A 16,743-nucleotide genomic window follows, 5' to 3' on the forward strand; every position below is an offset into this window, starting at 1 on the left:
ACCTATACTTGCAATTGTTGTACAAAAGGCAAGAGGCGTTCGCGCAGTGCGGGGCTGATCGGGAGCATCGGCAAACGCAGCGTGCCATGCTCGATGATGCCTTGCTCGTGGAGCAGCCATTTGAGCGGAGCCGGATTCGGCTCGGCGAACGCCAGGCGAATGAGCGGCAGCAGCGCGTTGAATTGCGCCTCCGCATCGGCGTGCTGACCAGATGTAAATGCTTGATAGAACGCGACGAACCGATCGGTGTGCACATTTGCGGTGGCGGACATCATGCCTTTCGCGCCGGCTGTTAGCGACGGGTAGAGCAGCGTATCTTCACCGCATAGAATCGGTTTGGTCTGACCACCTTGTACAAGGGCTGTGACGAGATCGGTGTTCGGCGTACTATCTTTCATCCCGATGACGCCATCGATGTCGAGAATCTGACGAACGGTATCATGTTCGAGCTTCAGCCCTGTGCGGTGCGGGATTTCATAGAGAATAACCGGCACGCCGACCTGCGCCGCTTTGCGGAAATGCTCGATTACTCCTTGCTGTGATGGACGGTTGTAATATGGGACGACAACCAACACGGCCTCTGCGCCGAGTGCGCCAGCCTGTTCGATACGGGATACCGTCGAGCGGGTGTCGTTACTGCCTGCGCCTAGGACAAGCGGGATGTTCGTTCCGGCCAATGCGCGTTGCACGGTCGCCATCATCTGTTCGATCTCTTCCTTAGAGGTCGAAGGCGATTCGCCGGTCGTGCCGTTCAGCACGATGCCCTGGACATCGTTCTTCGCAATGGTTGCGACAAGCTGATGCAGCGATTCCAGGTCGAGATTTTCTTGCGCATCGAATGGCGTCACGACAGGGACGTAGACGCCGTGTAATTGTTGTTCAGTTAGCATGAATAGGAGTCCTCCTTCAAATGAATGGGGCATAGATTCGTTTCTTTCACCTTATCATGGAATTATCTATCGGAGTTATCTATAATAAATGATCATAGGTATCGAAATTACTGATAATTTATATAAGAGGTGGACAGGCCATGGATATGACGACGTTTCAGACATTCCGGGAAGTGGCACGACGGGGCAGCTTCACCCGTGCAGCGGAAGCATTAGGCTACGCGCAATCGAGCATTACGGCGCAAATCCAGAAGCTGGAGCAAGCGTATGGGGTTACGCTGTTCGAGCGGGCAGGCAGACAGATGCGGTTGACGCCGCCCGGGGAGGAGCTGTTGAAGTTCGTCCTGCCGATGCTGGACTTGTACGCCGAGTCGATGGAGAAAATCTCGCAGCAGATGGGCGGCACGCTGACGATCGGCACGATCGATTCGCTCGCGGCCTATGTCCTGCCTGCGTATTTGCAGCAGTTGCGTGCGGAGATGCCGGGGCTATCCGTCCATCTCTTCCCGGACCGAGAGGATGTGCTGCTCGCGAAGGTGAAAGAAGGCGATTACGACATCGGTCTGCTGCTCGATCGGATTCCGGCCGACCCAGGCTTGCAATGCCAAGTCGTGCGGGAAGAGCCGCTCGTCCTCGTCGCCGAACCGGGCCATGTGCTGTCGCTGCGGGAGCAGGTTGAAGTTGCCGATCTGGAGGATTGCGAATTTATCTTGACCGAAGGGAGCTGCCTTTACCGCAGCATGTTCGAGCTATTACTCAAGGATCAACAGATCAAATACCGCACGGTGTTCGAGCTGGGGAACTTGGAGGCGGTCAAGCACTGCGTGATGAAGGGGCTCGGGATTGCGCTGCTGCCGCGCGTCGTCGCAGAGGAAGAGATCCAGCGCGGGACACTCGCAGTCATTCCGTTCCATCATCCGGACCTTCGGATCTATCTGCAATGGGTGATGCATCCGAAGAAGTGGCGATCCGCGGCGCTGGATCATTTTATCGGCATGATGGATCAGGCTGGGGTTTAATCAACTAATATATCTATAATATTTCATATCTATACAATGTCGTATATATATAATATACTACTAGATCAGGGGAATGGACGATTTCAATTCGATCCTGATTTGACGGTTGTTCTTGATCGGAGGTGAGCTGAATTGAAAGACGATGTGGATCTGTCTACTCGTGACAAAATCATGCAAATGCTCAAAACGAATGGTGGATTGAGCGCAAAAGCCATTACAGATCAATTAGGCATTACCGGTATGGCTGTTCGAAGGCATCTTTCTGTCCTTGAGAAGGAAGATCTAATCGAATATACCACCGTAAGGCAAACAATGGGACGTCCTATGGCAGTTTATCGTTTGACAGAAAAAGCGGAGGGATTCTTCCCGAATAAATACCATACCGTGGCATTAGAGCTTCTGTCCGAGCTTGAGGGAGAGTCTGGTGTAAGAGAAGTCAATCACTTGTTTGAACTTAGGCAAATTTCATTGCAAAAACGTCATCAACAGCATTTAGAGGGTAAGGATTTGGAGAGCAAGATCGCCGCTCTAGCCGAAATTCAATCCAATAACGGATATATGGCCACATGGGAAAAACGTACGGATGGCGTATTCGAAATGACGGAATACAATTGTCCCATTTACCAAATTGCGAGCAAATATACGCATGCTTGTACCTGTGAGACCCGTCTTTTTGAATCATTACTCCATGCAAAGGTAGAACAAACAGAATGTTTGGCCAAAAACGGAAAAAAATGCGTTTATCGAATACGTCCAAAAGCTAACGATACGAACACTCATCCCAATTGAGGTGAGCTTTATTTGAAGGTATTGAATTTATAAGTTTCGGGGTCCCCGCAAAGTACCTGAATCAGCTTCGAAGCAAAGCCCCACTTTGTGGGGTTATTTTGAGTTTACTTTTTATATATTTGCATTTATTATGTTTCATAATGAAGTTCATAGGAATTGCTTGATCATCTATTTATGAGGAGTGTTGTATAGTGTCTAGTCAAAAACCGTTCCGTATTTTACTTTATTATAAATATGTCTCCATCGAAGATTACGAAGCCTTTGCCGCAGAACATCTGGCGTACTGCAAAGAGCTTGGCGTCAAAGGAAGAATTCTGATCGCTGCTGAAGGGATTAACGGTACCATCTCCGGAACGTGGGAGCAGACAGAGGCCTACATGTCGTATATGCATCAGCACCCTTTGTTTACCGATCTCCTGTTCAAAATCGATGAGGCGGTGACCCATGCATTCAAAAAGCTGTTTGTTCGGCCTAAGAAGGAGCTAGTCACGTTACGGTACGAAACCCCTCTAGATCCGAATACCATCAGCGGCAAACGTTTATCGCCTCAGCAATTTTATGAGCAGCTTCAACGGGACGATGTTATCGTTCTAGATGGCAGGAACGGATATGAATTCGATCTTGGACATTTTCGTAATGCCATTCGACCGGATATCGACTCTTTTCGTGAATTTCCGGAGTGGATTCGAACGCATCTGTCCGATGTGAAGGACAAGCCGATCATCACTTATTGCACAGGTGGTATACGATGTGAGACATTAACGGGTGTACTTCTAAATGAAGGCTTTAGCGATGTTTCCCAGCTGGATGGGGGAATCACGACATATGGAAAAGATCCCGAAGTCCAGGGTCGGTTATTCGATGGGAAAATGTATGTATTCGATGAACGTATTGCCGTACGGGTTAATCAAACGGATGAAGACGTGACGGTTGGCAAGTGTCATCACTGCGGTAACCCGACAGACATCATGTTGAATTGCGCAGATGATTTTTGTCATAAGCAGCATCTTTGCTGCGACGATTGTCTCGAAATTCATGAGGGCTATTGCTCAGATGCTTGTAAACCGGAGAGCGAGGCAAGCGAGCTTACATCGAGCCTATAAGTTGCGATAATCATGAGACACCAATGGAAAAGCGTAGTGCGTGAAGAACACGTATTACGCTTTTTCTCATGTCTGCGAATAAAACGTGATCTTCATCATATCCAACTAGTTATTAAACATTTTAACTTAAAAAGTATATATTGACTTCGAGAAAGGATGTGGATATATTGAAAATATACATAGTATACTATTATGTATATTAAATGAAAGTTGAGATGAGGTGGCAACGTGATTGAAATGAGCGATCTAGCTTCTGCTCAAATTAAGGAGATGCTTCACAACCAGCATGCCGATAATCTGTTCTTGCGCGTAGGTGTTGTTGATGGAGGCTGCAGCGGCTTATCTTATGATATGAAATTCGATGATATTCAAGCGAAGGATGATCTAGCTTTCGAGATGAAGGGGTTCCAGCTGGTCATCGATTCGAAGAGCATGGCGTTTCTAGAAGGCCTCAAAATTGACTATGTAGCCCAGGGGATGACAGGCGGGTTCACGATGGATAATCCGAATGTCAAAGCGAGCTGTGGCTGTGGTGCGAGCTTCCGAACGGCAACATACCGAGGATCCGCGAAGAAATGTTAAAGGTCCGCAATGATGTTTAAACAAGAATGGCTTGCTTGGCATTGCTCCTATCAAATCGGTGGTGTAACCCATTTTTTTGCTGCACCAGGTTCGTATGATGAATTGATTACCGTGATACAACAATGCAAAGTAAAAGGTCTTCATTACTTCATTTTCGGATTGGGTTCCAATGTGCTTTTTCCGGATGATCTGCGAGACGATCAAGCATTTATTTCTTTAAAAAGGCTCGTTTATTGGGAAAACAGGACCACCCGTTGGTTTGTCTCAGCAGGCGTCCCGATGTCCATGTTAGCGATAGCAGGACTTCTCCATAACATCACCGATTTCGAGTTAACCTATCTGCTGCCTGGGAGTCTTGGCGCTGGAATATATATGAATGCGAAATATAACCAACTTCAGATCAGTGAGATTATAGAGCGAGTTTATTACATCGATCTGGACCGCGATGATCTATTCATTCAAAGTATCAGCGTTAGCGAATGTCAATATGGTTATAAAAAATCGATTTTTCAAAAGCATAACTGGCTAATTCTTGGGGCTGATATGAAGGTCATTCCTAGCGGAGATCAAGATTATGAATTGCAAATGGTATTGAGACGGTGGTTAGATCTTCAGGACCCATCGCATCTGGGTACGTTTTATACATTTTTTGCACAAGAACTTCAGTTGCTAGCAGACAAAGGGAGGATCATTCCCGAAACATTGAAAAGTATTGAGCGATACCGAATGAGCAAATATCATTTTACATATCCCTCATCGGGTTCTGTATTTAAAAACAATTATGATGTTGGAACGCCGATAGGTGCTTTGGTTGATCAATTGAATTTAAAAGGTTTAACGCAGGGCGGCGCGATGATTTCACCGCACCATGGCAATATTATTATTAACGTGAACCGCGCAAGCGCTCGCGATATTGAATATTTGATGCAAGTCATCATGAATGAAATCCATATACATTTTGGCTTTGTTCCAGAACTGGAAGTTGTGCAAATATAAGGGAGAAGATTCGAATGGCAATTCTAATATCTGAAGAAGCAATTCATACATTTCATACAGAATGGGGTTTAGAAGAAGGTCAATATGTACGAATTTATGCAAAGTATGTAGGTGGAGGGGGAGATGCGTTTTCTATTGGTATAAACGTTAGCGCAGACCCAATTGATCCTGTACTTGTTGAGCCGATCGGCGGTTATCATTTCTTCGTTGAAGAGAGTGATGCATGGATTTTGAAGGATACACTATTAAAGATTGATAGGAATGAAGACGGGATCGTCCTCAACGTCGAATAGTCGATTCACAAACCTGTGGTTCGTTAGCAGCGCGAAAGTCGAAATTGCTCAATAAGCATACTGGGACTCGTTGGCCGCTGGCTTGCTCGTCCACCGACGTTCTAACGAACCGTAGCACGCTTATTTGCCCGAAAACTGCTCTGTTTCTGCTCTAACGAATCGAGGAGAGCTTATTGCATCGATCTCAGTTGCAATTAGGCCAAATTGAGGCGAATAGCGCGCCTGTGGTCCGTTAGCAGCGCGAAAGGACTGAAATCGGCTCAATAAGCACACTAGGATTCGTTAGCCGTCGATGTGCTCGTCCAAACAGCGTTCTTAACGGACTGTAGCAAGCATATACACCCCGAATCTCGTCCACCAAGGTTCTAACGGACCGTAGCACGCTTATTTGCCCGAAAACTGCGCTAATTCCGCTCTAACGAACCGAGGCGTGCTTATTGCATCGATCTCGGTTGCAATTAGGCCAAATTGAGGCGAATAGCGCGCCTGTGGTTCGTTAGAAGCGCGAAAGGCCCGAAATCGGCTCAATAAGCACACTAGGATTCGTTAGCCGCCGGTTTGCTCAATCCACCAAGGTTCTAACGAACCGTAGCACGCTTATTCGCCCTGAAACCGCGCTAATTCCGCTCTACCGAATCGAGGAGAGCTTATTGCATCGATCTCGGTCGCAATTAGGCCAAATTGAGGCGAATAGCGCGCCTGTGGTTCGTTAGCAGCGCGAAAGGCCGAAATCGGCTCAATAAGCACACTGGGACTCGTTGGCCGCTGGCTTGCTCGTCCACCTAGGTTCTAACGGATCGTAGCAAGCTTATTTACCCGAAAACTGCTCTGATTCTGCTCTAACGAATCGAGGAGAGCTTATTGCATCGATCTCGGTCGCAATTAGGCCAAATTGAGGCGAATAGCGCGCCTGTGGTTCGTTAGCAGCGCGAAAGGCCCGAAATCGGCTCAATAAGCACACTAGGATTCGTTAGCCGTCAGATTGCTCGTCCACCGACATTCTAACGAACCGTAGCACGCTTATTCGCCCCGAAACCGCGCTTATTCCCCAATCCCCCACAATAAGCACAATAGGGTTCGTTAGCTGCCTAGTCGGCAACCAACGAACCCTATTTATCAAGCTTCCATTAGCCTTGCAAATCCAAAACGCCTTGGTAAATCGTATCGAACAGATCTTGCAAATACTCTTCCTCAATGCACGAGAATGCGACGCGAAGATCTGTCTCGCCAAGAGCGATCGTTCCGATCTGATATTGATCGAGCAAGTGAACGCGCAATTGGTCGGCATCCACCGTGTTCAGCTTCAAGCACATGAAGTAGCCGGAGTTGAACGGGTAGTAGTCCCAGACGTCGCCGTATTTGCCGCTGTCGAGGATCGCTTTGACCTTGTTCGCACGGCCTTTCATGACGTTGAACTTCTCTTGCTTCTGGCTCGCGAATTCTGGAGAATTCAGCGCATGAAGCACGAACGTCTGCGAAGGATGCGAGCAGCTGGAGATCGTCGCACGGATGATGCCGAGTGCTTTTTGCTCAAGTGCTGCTAACGCTGCAGCTGATTCCGACGCGAACGTAATGAACCCGACGCGGAAGCCCCATACATATTCCTCTTTGGTCGCACCGTCGACTTTGATCGGCAGGATGTTCGGATGAAGTCCCGCTAATTTACCGAACAATGATTCTTGCAACGAATCTTCGAAGAAGAGACCGAAGTAGGCATCGTCGGTGACGACCACGAGCTTGATCCCCGCTTCCGCTCCCGCTAGAAGCGCTGCGATGATCTGATCGCCGTCTTCGAGGCTCGGCGTGTATCCCGTCGGATTGTTCGGGAAGTTCAGCACGACGATGGCTTTGCCTTTATCCTTCTGCGCGAGAATCGCTTCGCGAAGTCCTTCGCTGTTGAATTTATAATCTGGGGTATAGAGCGGGAAGTTCACGATTTCTGCTCCGCGGCGAATACCGAAGGTCAGCTCATAGTTCTCCCAGTTTTTGTCCGGATAGATTACCGCATCGCCTGCATCCGCGAACAAGTCCGCCACGATGCTGAGGCCGTGCGTCAGCGCGTTCGTTACCATCGGATTACCGAAGGATTTGCCTTCGAGCGATGGGTTTTCTTGTAGCATTTTGTTCCGCCAAGCGGTGCGGAGCTCCGGCTTCCCTTGGGGTGGCGCATAAGGATAGAGATCCTTCGGTGCATAAGCGGACAGCGTGTCCTGAATGACGCTCAGATGCATCGGCCCTTTGCCTTCTGTCGCAATCCCGATCGTTGCATTATATTTTTTCGCTTTACTACCAGCTTCTGCCGATTGGCTTAGAATGCCTTCCTTTGGGAAGTAAATCTGTTTCCCTAAAGTCGATAACATCGCGTAAACTTGTGGCGTTTCTTCTTGCAAAGTGTTGTTTAATTGCTGGGCTAATGGATTCATTTTTTTGTCATCCTTCCAGAATCAGTCTCATGAATGAGGTCTGTGAATTACGATACTTCGTGCCTAAACACATTCCTCATATTATAGCATTTTGGAAGGCAACCGTCACTTCCAGGATGGAAATTTTCACCGGTGGTGCGGGCAATATTTTTTCATCAGAGCGATGGTCTCCGCATCGAGTTCGGCTTGGCGCTCGGCAAGGCCGGATGTAATCTGATCGAACTTCGATTCATTGGCATTTTGTCCAAATTTGAACTTGGCCGTGATCGATTCGACGGAGAGGCGAACCATGGCGACGCCAGCCACCTGCTTCGCATATTTGGAGTCGGTCATGTCAAACGGCGCGTACCCGCCTTCGGGTTGCAATTTCTGCATGAACGCCGTGAAGACACGGGCTTTCTCCTCGAGATCCTCCATGACGGAGGCCGTCCCTTTGAGCAGCACCGATTTGAAAAAAGCCGTTGCTGGACAAGCGTACGTCGGATCGGTGAAGTAGGACGGGATGAGCGCATATTCTTTGGCGACGGAGAAGGTGACGCGCGCATCGTTTTTCATTTGGCGCATCTTGTCCCCGATTTTGCTGCCGTGAAAATAAATATCCCCTTCGAAGTACACATAGTTCAGCGGCGTAATATGCGGCCAGCCATCCTCGCTGATGGTCCCTAGAAATCCGAAGGTCATTTCCGTTAAAAAGGATTCAATTTCTTGTTCTTCTTGGATCGAAAATTCTTTTCTGCGCATGGTTCTGTTCCCCTTCTTCTTCTTTTTCAACTAACAATAACGGGGATGTTGACAATAAAAAAGAACCAATTTAGAGTATTTTTATTAGACCATTTTGTTAGGTGAGAGATGAAATCGGCGTAAGGGGGAACGGAAATGGATTTCGGCTTGCCATTTGCATCCTATTTACAGGAATATCGCTATAAATATTTGGCCTTGTTCCACGCCCTTCGCGCAGCGATACTAGAAGGGACGATTCCGCATGGGGCGAAGCTGCCTTCAACACGGGAAATGTCGAACTTGTATCAATTGTCTCGTGGTTCGGTCAATCAAGTATATGACATGCTGCTGGCGGAGGGATATGTGACAGCTGCAGTTGGCAGCGGCACTTACGTAACGTATGAGCTGCAGGAGACGCAGGCCGCAGACGCTGAGATTCCCCTGGAGATCGAACTATCAACTTGGGGAAGACGCGCCGCACAAGGGAGGGCGCTGCCTCGCGAACATTGGCCAGAGCCAATGAAGCAGCCGTTCATTAGCCTGGAGATGGGGAGGATGGTCTCGGAGGCATTCCCGACGGATACGTGGAACCATGTGCTCTATCAAGAAATTAGGCAGTTCGAATCTGTTAGAGGGGACGTTGAATCTCCAGATACGCTGGGACATGGACCACTGCGTGAGGCGATTGCGCTCCATTTGCGCCGGATGCGCGGGATTCAAGCGGATCCGAAGCAAGTTGTCATATGCAATGGTTCGATGCAGGCGATTGCCCTGCTTGCGCAGCTGCTCATCGATCCGGGAGACGCTGTCATCGTGGAAAACCCAGGATATATGGGGATGAAAAGGGCGATCGAAGCGGCCGGTGGGAGAGTTACACCGAATGCGGTGGATGAACATGGGATTTTGGTGCAAGACTGGGAGGAGAAGCTTGTCTTCGTTACCCCGAGCAGACAGTTCCCGACCGGTGCCGTGCTGAGTCTGGAGAGAAGACAACAGCTGCTCGCATGGGCTTCGAGGCGCAACGGTGTTATTATAGAAGATGATTATGATAGTGAGATTCGGTATGGCGGCAGGCCGATTGAGCCGCTCAAGTCGCTCGACCTAGAAGGCCGTGTCGTCTATGTGGGCACATTCTCGAAGACGATGTATCCCGGGCTTCGGATCGGTTATGCGGTCCTGCCGACGTGCCTCGTTGAGCCGATGCGTCGCGCGAAGGAAATCTACGAGCCAAGTCCCATCTCCATGATGGAGCAGCGCGCACTGGCGGCTTTTATCCAGAATGGGCACTATGAACGGCATTTGCGGCGCATGCGCCGAGTATATAGCAGAAAATATGCGTTCTTTTATCGAATGATGCAGGAACATGTCGGTCATTTGTTTAATGTATTACCTTGTGACGCTGGGATGCATGTCTATGCGTCGTGGCGAGGAACGGCTGATGACTATGCAGCCTTTCGAAGCGCTGCAGCAGCGCATGGTGTAGGGTGGACGGATGGCGGAAGATATATCTATTTACCGGACACGCCGATCGCCGCTTGTTTTGGGTTTGCGCATTTGCATGAGGAAGAGCTTCTTCAAGGCATTCTGCGAATGAAGACAGCATGGGAAGACAGACACACGTATTTACGAAGCAGAGCAATGAAGAATTAATAGTGGATGTTCAATTCTTGGTGTGGAAGAGCCGACGTTTTGAACGCTCATTAGAAGTATGAAGCTTTCGCAGATCTGTAGGAGGGAATCGAATGATTGATGTATCACCTTCATCATTTGTATTAAAACCGGCTTTTGCCAAAATCGTATGCGAGCCGAACTGGAAATGGGCGAAGCGGGAGAAGGCGCTGGAGAATTATGATCTATTCTATGTATGGAGCGGCGAAGGCGAGTTGATCTTGAATGATGAACCGTACCAAATCGGCAAGGGCAGCTGTTTCTTATTCCGTCCCGGAGATCATACAAGCGCGACGCATAATCCGCAGAAACCGCTTGTTCTTACGTACATCCATTTCGATGTGGAAGAGGCCGTGAGCATGATTCCCGCTCGTTATCGGGTCATCCAGGATACACTTGATTTTGAATATTTATTATCTCGGTATGTTCGCTTGTTTCTCGTGCAGACGTTCGCCGCGGATGTCGAGGCGAAGCTGATGCTTAAGCAGATGATGATTCATTTGCTCCGGGAAGAGCAGGATGTACCCGTGGAGAAGAAAGTGAGCAATCAGATCACGGAGGTGATCCATGAGATTGCCAATTACATTCGCCAGCACCCGAGCGTGCAGCATCGCGTAGAGGATTTAGCGAAGCGTGCGCAGTTGTCGCCGCGGTACTTCTCCATTAAATTCAAGGAACTAATCGGGGCTTCAGTGCAGTCCTATATCATTCGGACGCGGATTGAACGGGCGGAGCATTTGCTCCATCATGCGGGGATGAATGTGACTGAAGTCGCGGATGCACTCGGCTATCGGGACATTTTCTTCTTTAGTCGACAATTTAAGCAGTATACTGGAAAAAGTCCTTCGGAGATTCGTTAGAAATGTTAGGAATAAAGAAGGATTTCACATAATGCATGTTCCTATTTTGGAAAATTATGTTATAATTAGAGCACAATAGACCCGATGCTCGGTTGCATTCCCAACAAGTCGGATGACGGAGGGGGTGTTGCTATGGAAGTAAAGGATGCATTAACATTGATGCTCTCATTTGGGCTATTTCTCATTACTTTGCTTTCGTACATGAAAAAAAAGTAGACCTCCCTTGATTATCTTCGCGGATAAGGGAGGTCTTCAGATACGATGCTATGCAGCCGGCCGCCTGTGAAGGCGATCTATTGTCAGGACCTCTAGTGCGCCAACACTTCCGGTCCTTATGAACGCTCTCCATCCCGCCAAGGATGGAGGGCGTTTTGTGTATGATTATGCAATGATTTGTATAACGTTTGGGGTGCTGCCCCTTCACATAACGCTATTCTAACATAGTTGCCAATATTTTGAAAAGGGCAAATCGCACACCCGCGTCCGAATTAGGCTTTGGGATGGAGCGTGCCGAGGGCTTCGCCCATCTTCACTTTGGAGCCAAGCGCTAAGTCGCTGCGCGGCGTAAATGTCCGGTTCTCGGTAAGCAATACGACGGTAGAACCGAATTCGAAGTAGGCGAGGTCTTGCCCCTTCTCCCATGATTTGGGCAGCGGCTTCACATATTGAATGCTGCTGACATTCATCGCGCCGACCTTCACAACAACCACTTCACCGTATTGATGACGTATGTATGTAATCAGCCTTTCGTTCCGGCTAAGCACCCGCTTCATATGATTCAGTCCGAAGTCGTTGACCGGATAGACTTTCCCAGGCACATGCTCGGATTCAACCAAGCTTCCTGCGACAGGGGTATGAATACGGTGGTAGTCGGTTGGGCTTAAGTAGAGTACGAAATAAGTTCCGTGCTTATACTTCTGCGTATAAGGGGATTGATTGAGCAGCTCTTCGATCGTGTAATCCTGTCCCTTTACATTCAGCAGCAGACCATTTTCAATCGGACCCATGCCGGTGATCAGTGCGTCTACAGGGCTGACGAGGGTATCCGGATTCGGATCAATGGGACGAAGTCCTTGTTTGAGTCGTCTTGTAAAAAATTGATTCAACGTACGATATTCATGTAATTCTTTCTCCGCATCTTCAATCGGTATTCCGTAAATTTTCGCAAATCTCGGAATGAGATGCCGGCTTGCGCTGGAATGGGCGAACTTCCCCGTAAGCTGAGAGATCCACTTGCGCGAGGAGAGCTCGGTCATTAACCGCAGCAATGTTTTGGCCATGTTTCTTTCACCCTTCCTTCTCATCCGTTAGTTTGCCATATAACGCAGGGTAAATCAATACGGAAGATGGTAGGGGCTTGGTGGGCGCTCGCGCAAAACAGCCAGAAAGCCGGGCAAAACCGGGTCTATGCAGCTACCTGTTCTGCCCGTCACGAGGTCCATGCAGGGCGTTACCCCAAAGTTAGTGGCTTGTGCGGCTCCGTTGAATGAATATAGTCTGTATGCTCTCGTCCCCAGCTGCACATCTGATCCAGGATCATGCGCAGAGAGTGTCCGCGTTCTGTCAAGCTGTATTCCACCCGAGGCGGGATTTCTTGGTGAATGACGCGATGGATCATTTGGTCCGCTTCGAGCTCTCGAAGCTGCTTGGCTAGTGTTCCTTGCGAGACATCGGGAATGATGCGCCGTAATTCGCTGAATCTTTTAGTCCCCTCGGTCAGCAGGATGAATAGAATGAGGGGCTTCCATTTTCCTTCGATGACGTTCAGCGTTGTCAGAACACCTCTTAACCTGGGTTCATGGTCATACCTCTGCATATTCTAGCACCTCCTATTTCTCCCCTTAGTATACGAATCCTGCAGATGCATTGCACCCCATTTTATGGCTCCTACCCGCTGCCTCCCGTCACGCATGAAGGTACGAATTTTCGTACCTAGTACGAATGAAGTGCGTACTTCCACAGGATCGGAATCCAAGCTAATAATAGAGTGCATAGGGTTCATATTCTGATAAGAGATGAGGAATGCAAGATGGCAGGACATACACTACATAAGCAACGAATTGTGATTATTGGCGGCAGCACAGGCATTGGATTCGCGACGGCACAGGGAGCCATTGCGGAAGGCGCGCAAGTCGTAATTGCTGGTCGTTCAAGGTCGAAGCTCGAACAAGCGAAGGCCGTGCTAGGGGACGGGCACGTAGAGACGTATACCGTCGATAACCAAGATGAAGGGCAGTTACAGTCGCTGTTCGAACAGATCGGCTCCTTCGATCATTTATTTACCCCCGGCGCTTCGTATGTTAGAGGGCCGATCACCGCTTCTTTGGAGGTTGCGCACAGCTGCTTCAACGCGAAATTTTGGCCGCAATATCATGCGGTGAAGCATGCGATACCGAGGCTGGATCGTCATGGTTCCATCGTGCTCATGTCAGGCGCATTCGGACAGAGACCGCTTGCGGATGGTGCGTCCTATGCGGCTTGCAATGGCGCGATTGAGAGCCTTGGCAAAGCGTTAGCGGTCGAGCTAGCTCCGATCCGGGTGAATGTGATCTCGCCGGGTACGATTCGTACGGCATTTAATTGGGAGGAGACGCCGCAATCGGTTCGCGATGCATCCTATGATGCGTATGCGCAAATGAATCTGCTGGGCCGGGTAGGACACGCAGAAGAAGTCGCTCACACCGTGCTCTACTTGATGAGCAACGGTTATACGACGGGCAGTACCTTGTTCCCGGACGGCGGGTATATCCTGCGCTGATCGTCAAGAGCCCCGCGGGTCTTTGGGGAGGCCAGCGGGGCTCTTTTCGCATTTATATATTGTGCTGCTTCATTAGATGACTCGCATACGCCATTGGATTGCGGAAGGTCGATTTCCAGACCTGTGTCAGTCCCGCTTCGCGGAAGCTGTAACGCTGATCCCGTCCATTGCATTCAATGAACATCGGTATGCCGTTTTCCGTTAGGCCGATATCAAGCCCCACATCAGCTAGATGGGGGAGTGACACCTCCAGACGTTTGACAATATACATAGAGAGAAAGCTTACCTGATTCATCAGGTATCCCTTTGATTGATTCGGTAGAGCTTTTGCTATCACTCGATCCGCTGGCAAGCTGGTGCCGCCTTTAGCGAGATTGGTGACATATCGATGATGGGCGGCGACACGGGCGATCATGCCGGTGATCTGCCATTCGCCGTTCACGCTTCGCTGCACGGATACTCTGAGGTCGAAGGGACGACCGTTGTATTTCGCGAGCGGGATATATTGTTGAATGAGGTATTGTTCTTTACCGATTTTGCGCTGTATGACTCCAGGCAGCTCACCCATCCGACATTTGACCGTTCTCCAGACGGTCTTTCTGCCTTGAACCGGGTAAGTTGCATGCCATATGCCATGGACGCGCCTGAGCTTCATGACTCCGCGTCCGAGACTGCTGTTATTCGGCTTCAGAATCAAATCAGCGTGTTGTTCCATCATATGATGCAGGTTCAAGGGATTGAGCGGCAGCGTCTCCGGCAAATGGGTCTTGAGCAGAAGATCATGTCGGAGCAATTCATGGACGTAGAGCTTCCCGTAACGATTTTCTTCGTTAAATACATAAATTCCACTCTCAATAAGAGACCGAATTTGGTGCTGCACATCGGATTTGAAATAGATCGCTCGATTGTGCACAACATGTGGGGTAGGGACGCTTTTGCGAATATAGCCGTATTTCGATTTCACATAAGCGGTTGTGAAGGGTTCCCCCGGCTCAATATCTGCGAGGCGAAAATAACACGGGGTGATACCGAATTCTTGACCGGCCTCTTCGTAGGCGGATAATGATTCATTCTGCGTTCTGCCTAACGGTATGCCGCGATACGCACTGGCATTGAGTAATATGCCCACATAGGCTTCCCCCATGAGCTTCTCTCCTCCTGTTCTATCGGATACATAGACGTTTGATGCTTGTATGTTAGTGTATGAGTTAGGTGAATGATTCGAAAAGGCGGTTGCAGGCGGTGATTTGACCATTTTTGGCTGAGCACAGATCGTAAGCGGACGAAGGTGTATATGCTGTGGTATAGATTCTGAGTAACCTCTAGAAGGGAGAACTGTGATGGCGCGACCTAAAGTGGCAGTTGTTACGCCAGGCTCCTTTCCCATTCCATCGGCTCGGAGCAGTTCTGTGGAGCGGGTGGTGGAGCAGGTCATTCCACTGGTGCAGGATCGGCTTCATTGCGTTATCTTCGGCCGATCTGCGAAGCATCTACCCAGCTATGGAACGGTGCATGGCGTGCCTTGTTACCGGGTTCCGTACGGGAATGGGGCAAGGTACATTCAAGCGGTTATACGGCAGCTTCTCCTTCTGAGGCCGGATGTGATCCAGGTGGAGAACCGACCGAGATATGTCTTGTCGATTAAGAAGCGTATGCCGCGTGCACGCGTGATTCTAAGTTTGCATTCAACGACATATATCTCCCAGGCTGTCATATCCAAGAAAACGCTGCGGCGATCACTGCAATGTACAGATTGTATTATGGTGAACAGTTTTTTTCTGAAGACGTATTTGGTGCGTCGATTTCATGGACTGGATGCGAAGATTTTCGTGAATCATTTAGGGGTGAATATGGACCAATTCGAGCCGCGCTGGAGTGAGGGCGGCAATCTTAAGCGGATCGAATGGCTGCATCGACAGGGTCTTACGGGACGCAAAATCATTCTGTTCGTCGGCAGGCTCAAACCACAGAAAGGGATTCATTATCTTCTCGAGTCCATGTACAACATTGCTCGGTTGGAACCGAGTGCCATGCTGGTGGTTGTCGGCGGCGCCTTCTATGGGTCGAGCCGCAAAACCGCTTATGTTCGTAAGTTGGAGCAGATGGCCAAACGCATACCGCAGCATGTGCGATTTGTTCCCTATGTGCCGTATGATCAAATTGCGCGATGGTTCAACATTTCGGATGTTGTTGTTGTGCCTTCATCGAGGAATGAAGCATTTGGACTTGTTAATGTGGAGGCAATGGCAGCAGGGGTGCCGGTCATTGCCGCAAACGCGGGCGGTATACGGGAAATTGTTCAGCACGGGGTAACGGGATATTTGGCGAATCCTCCGCAGCTGGCTAAGGAGCTCGTGAACTGCATTGTGCCTGTTCTTCGAGATCCTGCGCTGCAATTGCGATTAGGGCTTGGAGGGGTATATCGGACACAGCAGTATTTTACGTGGAAACACACGGCAGAGCGCTGGACAGAACGCATCGAACAGATGCTGCGGATCTGACCCACTCCGCATCAATCATTTTTCTAGCATAAAAAGTAGTGCTTATCGTCCTTTTCCGGATGATAAGCCTATTTCATCATCCTTCTAACGGGACTAGCTGTGTCGTGCGTAGGAAGGGGATCCATCGGATTATCTTTTTAT

17 protein-coding genes are annotated in these 16,743 nt (G+C 49.3%); 11 read left to right on the forward strand and 6 right to left on the reverse strand.

Annotated elements, in window-relative coordinates:
• Positions 1-2: 2 nt before the first annotated feature.
• A complete protein-coding gene (dapA, locus tag GCU39_RS30725; RefSeq protein ID WP_152396950.1) occupies positions 3-890 on the reverse strand; it encodes a 4-hydroxy-tetrahydrodipicolinate synthase in 888 nt (295 codons plus the stop codon).
• 140 nt (positions 891-1,030) lie between these two features.
• Between dapA and GCU39_RS30730 the strand changes: the two genes are divergently transcribed.
• From GCU39_RS30730 to GCU39_RS30755, 6 genes are all read left to right on the forward strand, one after another.
• Positions 1,031-1,909 carry a LysR family transcriptional regulator gene (locus tag GCU39_RS30730; RefSeq protein WP_152396951.1) on the forward strand — a complete coding sequence of 293 codons (879 nt, stop codon included), beginning with the start codon at positions 1,031-1,033 and terminating at the stop codon, positions 1,907-1,909.
• Positions 1,910-2,041: 132 nt separating this feature from the next.
• The gene (locus GCU39_RS30735) at positions 2,042-2,698 is read left to right on the forward strand and encodes a helix-turn-helix transcriptional regulator (protein ID WP_152396952.1); all 657 of its coding nucleotides are present in this window, start codon (positions 2,042-2,044) and stop codon (positions 2,696-2,698) included.
• Between the two features lie 191 nt (positions 2,699-2,889).
• A complete protein-coding gene (gene trhO, locus GCU39_RS30740; RefSeq protein ID WP_152396953.1) occupies positions 2,890-3,801 on the forward strand; it encodes an oxygen-dependent tRNA uridine(34) hydroxylase TrhO in 912 nt (303 codons plus the stop codon).
• A 237-nt stretch (positions 3,802-4,038) separates the two neighbouring features.
• The gene (locus GCU39_RS30745; RefSeq protein ID WP_321575649.1) at positions 4,039-4,383 is read left to right on the forward strand and encodes a HesB/IscA family protein; all 345 of its coding nucleotides are present in this window, start codon (positions 4,039-4,041) and stop codon (positions 4,381-4,383) included.
• Positions 4,384-4,392: 9 nt separating this feature from the next.
• A complete protein-coding gene (locus GCU39_RS30750) occupies positions 4,393-5,379 on the forward strand; it encodes a UDP-N-acetylmuramate dehydrogenase (RefSeq protein WP_227793385.1) in 987 nt (328 codons plus the stop codon).
• A 14-nt stretch (positions 5,380-5,393) separates the two neighbouring features.
• Positions 5,394-5,672: a HesB/YadR/YfhF family protein gene (locus GCU39_RS30755; protein WP_152396955.1), complete on the forward strand. Its 279-nt coding sequence runs from the start codon at positions 5,394-5,396 to the stop codon at positions 5,670-5,672.
• A gap of 1,127 nt (positions 5,673-6,799) precedes the next feature.
• Here GCU39_RS30755 and GCU39_RS30760 read toward each other — a convergent pair.
• Both GCU39_RS30760 and GCU39_RS30765 read right to left on the reverse strand, forming a co-directional pair.
• Complete coding sequence (locus tag GCU39_RS30760) at positions 6,800-8,095, reverse strand: aminotransferase class I/II-fold pyridoxal phosphate-dependent enzyme (protein ID WP_152396956.1); 1,296 nt, start codon at positions 8,093-8,095, stop codon at positions 6,800-6,802.
• 126 nt (positions 8,096-8,221) lie between these two features.
• Positions 8,222-8,836 (reverse strand): pyridoxamine 5'-phosphate oxidase family protein, encoded by a 615-nt coding sequence (locus GCU39_RS30765; RefSeq protein WP_152396957.1) that lies wholly within the window; start codon positions 8,834-8,836, stop codon positions 8,222-8,224.
• 135 nt (positions 8,837-8,971) lie between these two features.
• Between GCU39_RS30765 and pdxR the strand changes: the two genes are divergently transcribed.
• The 3 genes from pdxR (at position 8,972) to GCU39_RS32140 (ending at position 11,559) form a co-directional block, all read left to right on the forward strand.
• On the forward strand, positions 8,972-10,465 hold the full coding sequence (pdxR, locus tag GCU39_RS30770; RefSeq protein ID WP_152396958.1) for a MocR-like pyridoxine biosynthesis transcription factor PdxR: 1,494 nt from the start codon (positions 8,972-8,974) through the stop codon (positions 10,463-10,465).
• A gap of 92 nt (positions 10,466-10,557) precedes the next feature.
• Complete coding sequence (locus GCU39_RS30775; protein ID WP_152396959.1) at positions 10,558-11,343, forward strand: helix-turn-helix domain-containing protein; 786 nt, start codon at positions 10,558-10,560, stop codon at positions 11,341-11,343.
• A 159-nt stretch (positions 11,344-11,502) separates the two neighbouring features.
• Positions 11,503-11,559: a putative holin-like toxin gene (locus GCU39_RS32140; RefSeq protein ID WP_245583883.1), complete on the forward strand. Its 57-nt coding sequence runs from the start codon at positions 11,503-11,505 to the stop codon at positions 11,557-11,559.
• 272 nt (positions 11,560-11,831) lie between these two features.
• Here GCU39_RS32140 and asd read toward each other — a convergent pair whose 3' ends face one another.
• Both asd and GCU39_RS30785 read right to left on the reverse strand, forming a co-directional pair.
• Entirely contained in the window at positions 11,832-12,623 is a 792-nt protein-coding gene (gene asd, locus GCU39_RS30780) for an archaetidylserine decarboxylase (protein ID WP_152396960.1), read from the reverse strand.
• Positions 12,624-12,793: 170 nt separating this feature from the next.
• A complete protein-coding gene (locus GCU39_RS30785) occupies positions 12,794-13,159 on the reverse strand; it encodes a winged helix-turn-helix transcriptional regulator (RefSeq protein ID WP_152396961.1) in 366 nt (121 codons plus the stop codon).
• A 213-nt stretch (positions 13,160-13,372) separates the two neighbouring features.
• On the opposite strand from GCU39_RS30785, the gene GCU39_RS30790 reads away from it, so the two are divergent.
• The gene (locus tag GCU39_RS30790) at positions 13,373-14,101 is read left to right on the forward strand and encodes an SDR family oxidoreductase (RefSeq protein WP_152396962.1); all 729 of its coding nucleotides are present in this window, start codon (positions 13,373-13,375) and stop codon (positions 14,099-14,101) included.
• Positions 14,102-14,153: 52 nt separating this feature from the next.
• On the opposite strand, the gene GCU39_RS30795 is transcribed toward GCU39_RS30790, so the two are convergent.
• Positions 14,154-15,245, reverse strand: coding sequence for a YheC/YheD family endospore coat-associated protein (locus GCU39_RS30795; RefSeq protein ID WP_193726695.1), 1,092 nt, complete (start codon positions 15,243-15,245; stop codon positions 14,154-14,156).
• A gap of 196 nt (positions 15,246-15,441) precedes the next feature.
• Here GCU39_RS30795 and GCU39_RS30800 point away from each other — a divergent pair, with 196 nt between their 5' ends.
• The gene (locus GCU39_RS30800) at positions 15,442-16,602 is read left to right on the forward strand and encodes a glycosyltransferase family 4 protein (protein ID WP_152396964.1); all 1,161 of its coding nucleotides are present in this window, start codon (positions 15,442-15,444) and stop codon (positions 16,600-16,602) included.
• Positions 16,603-16,743 lie beyond the last annotated feature (141 nt).

The sequence above is a fragment of the Paenibacillus guangzhouensis genome (assembly GCF_009363075.1).
Taxonomy (GTDB): Bacteria; Bacillota; Bacilli; order Paenibacillales; family Paenibacillaceae; genus Paenibacillus_K; species Paenibacillus_K guangzhouensis.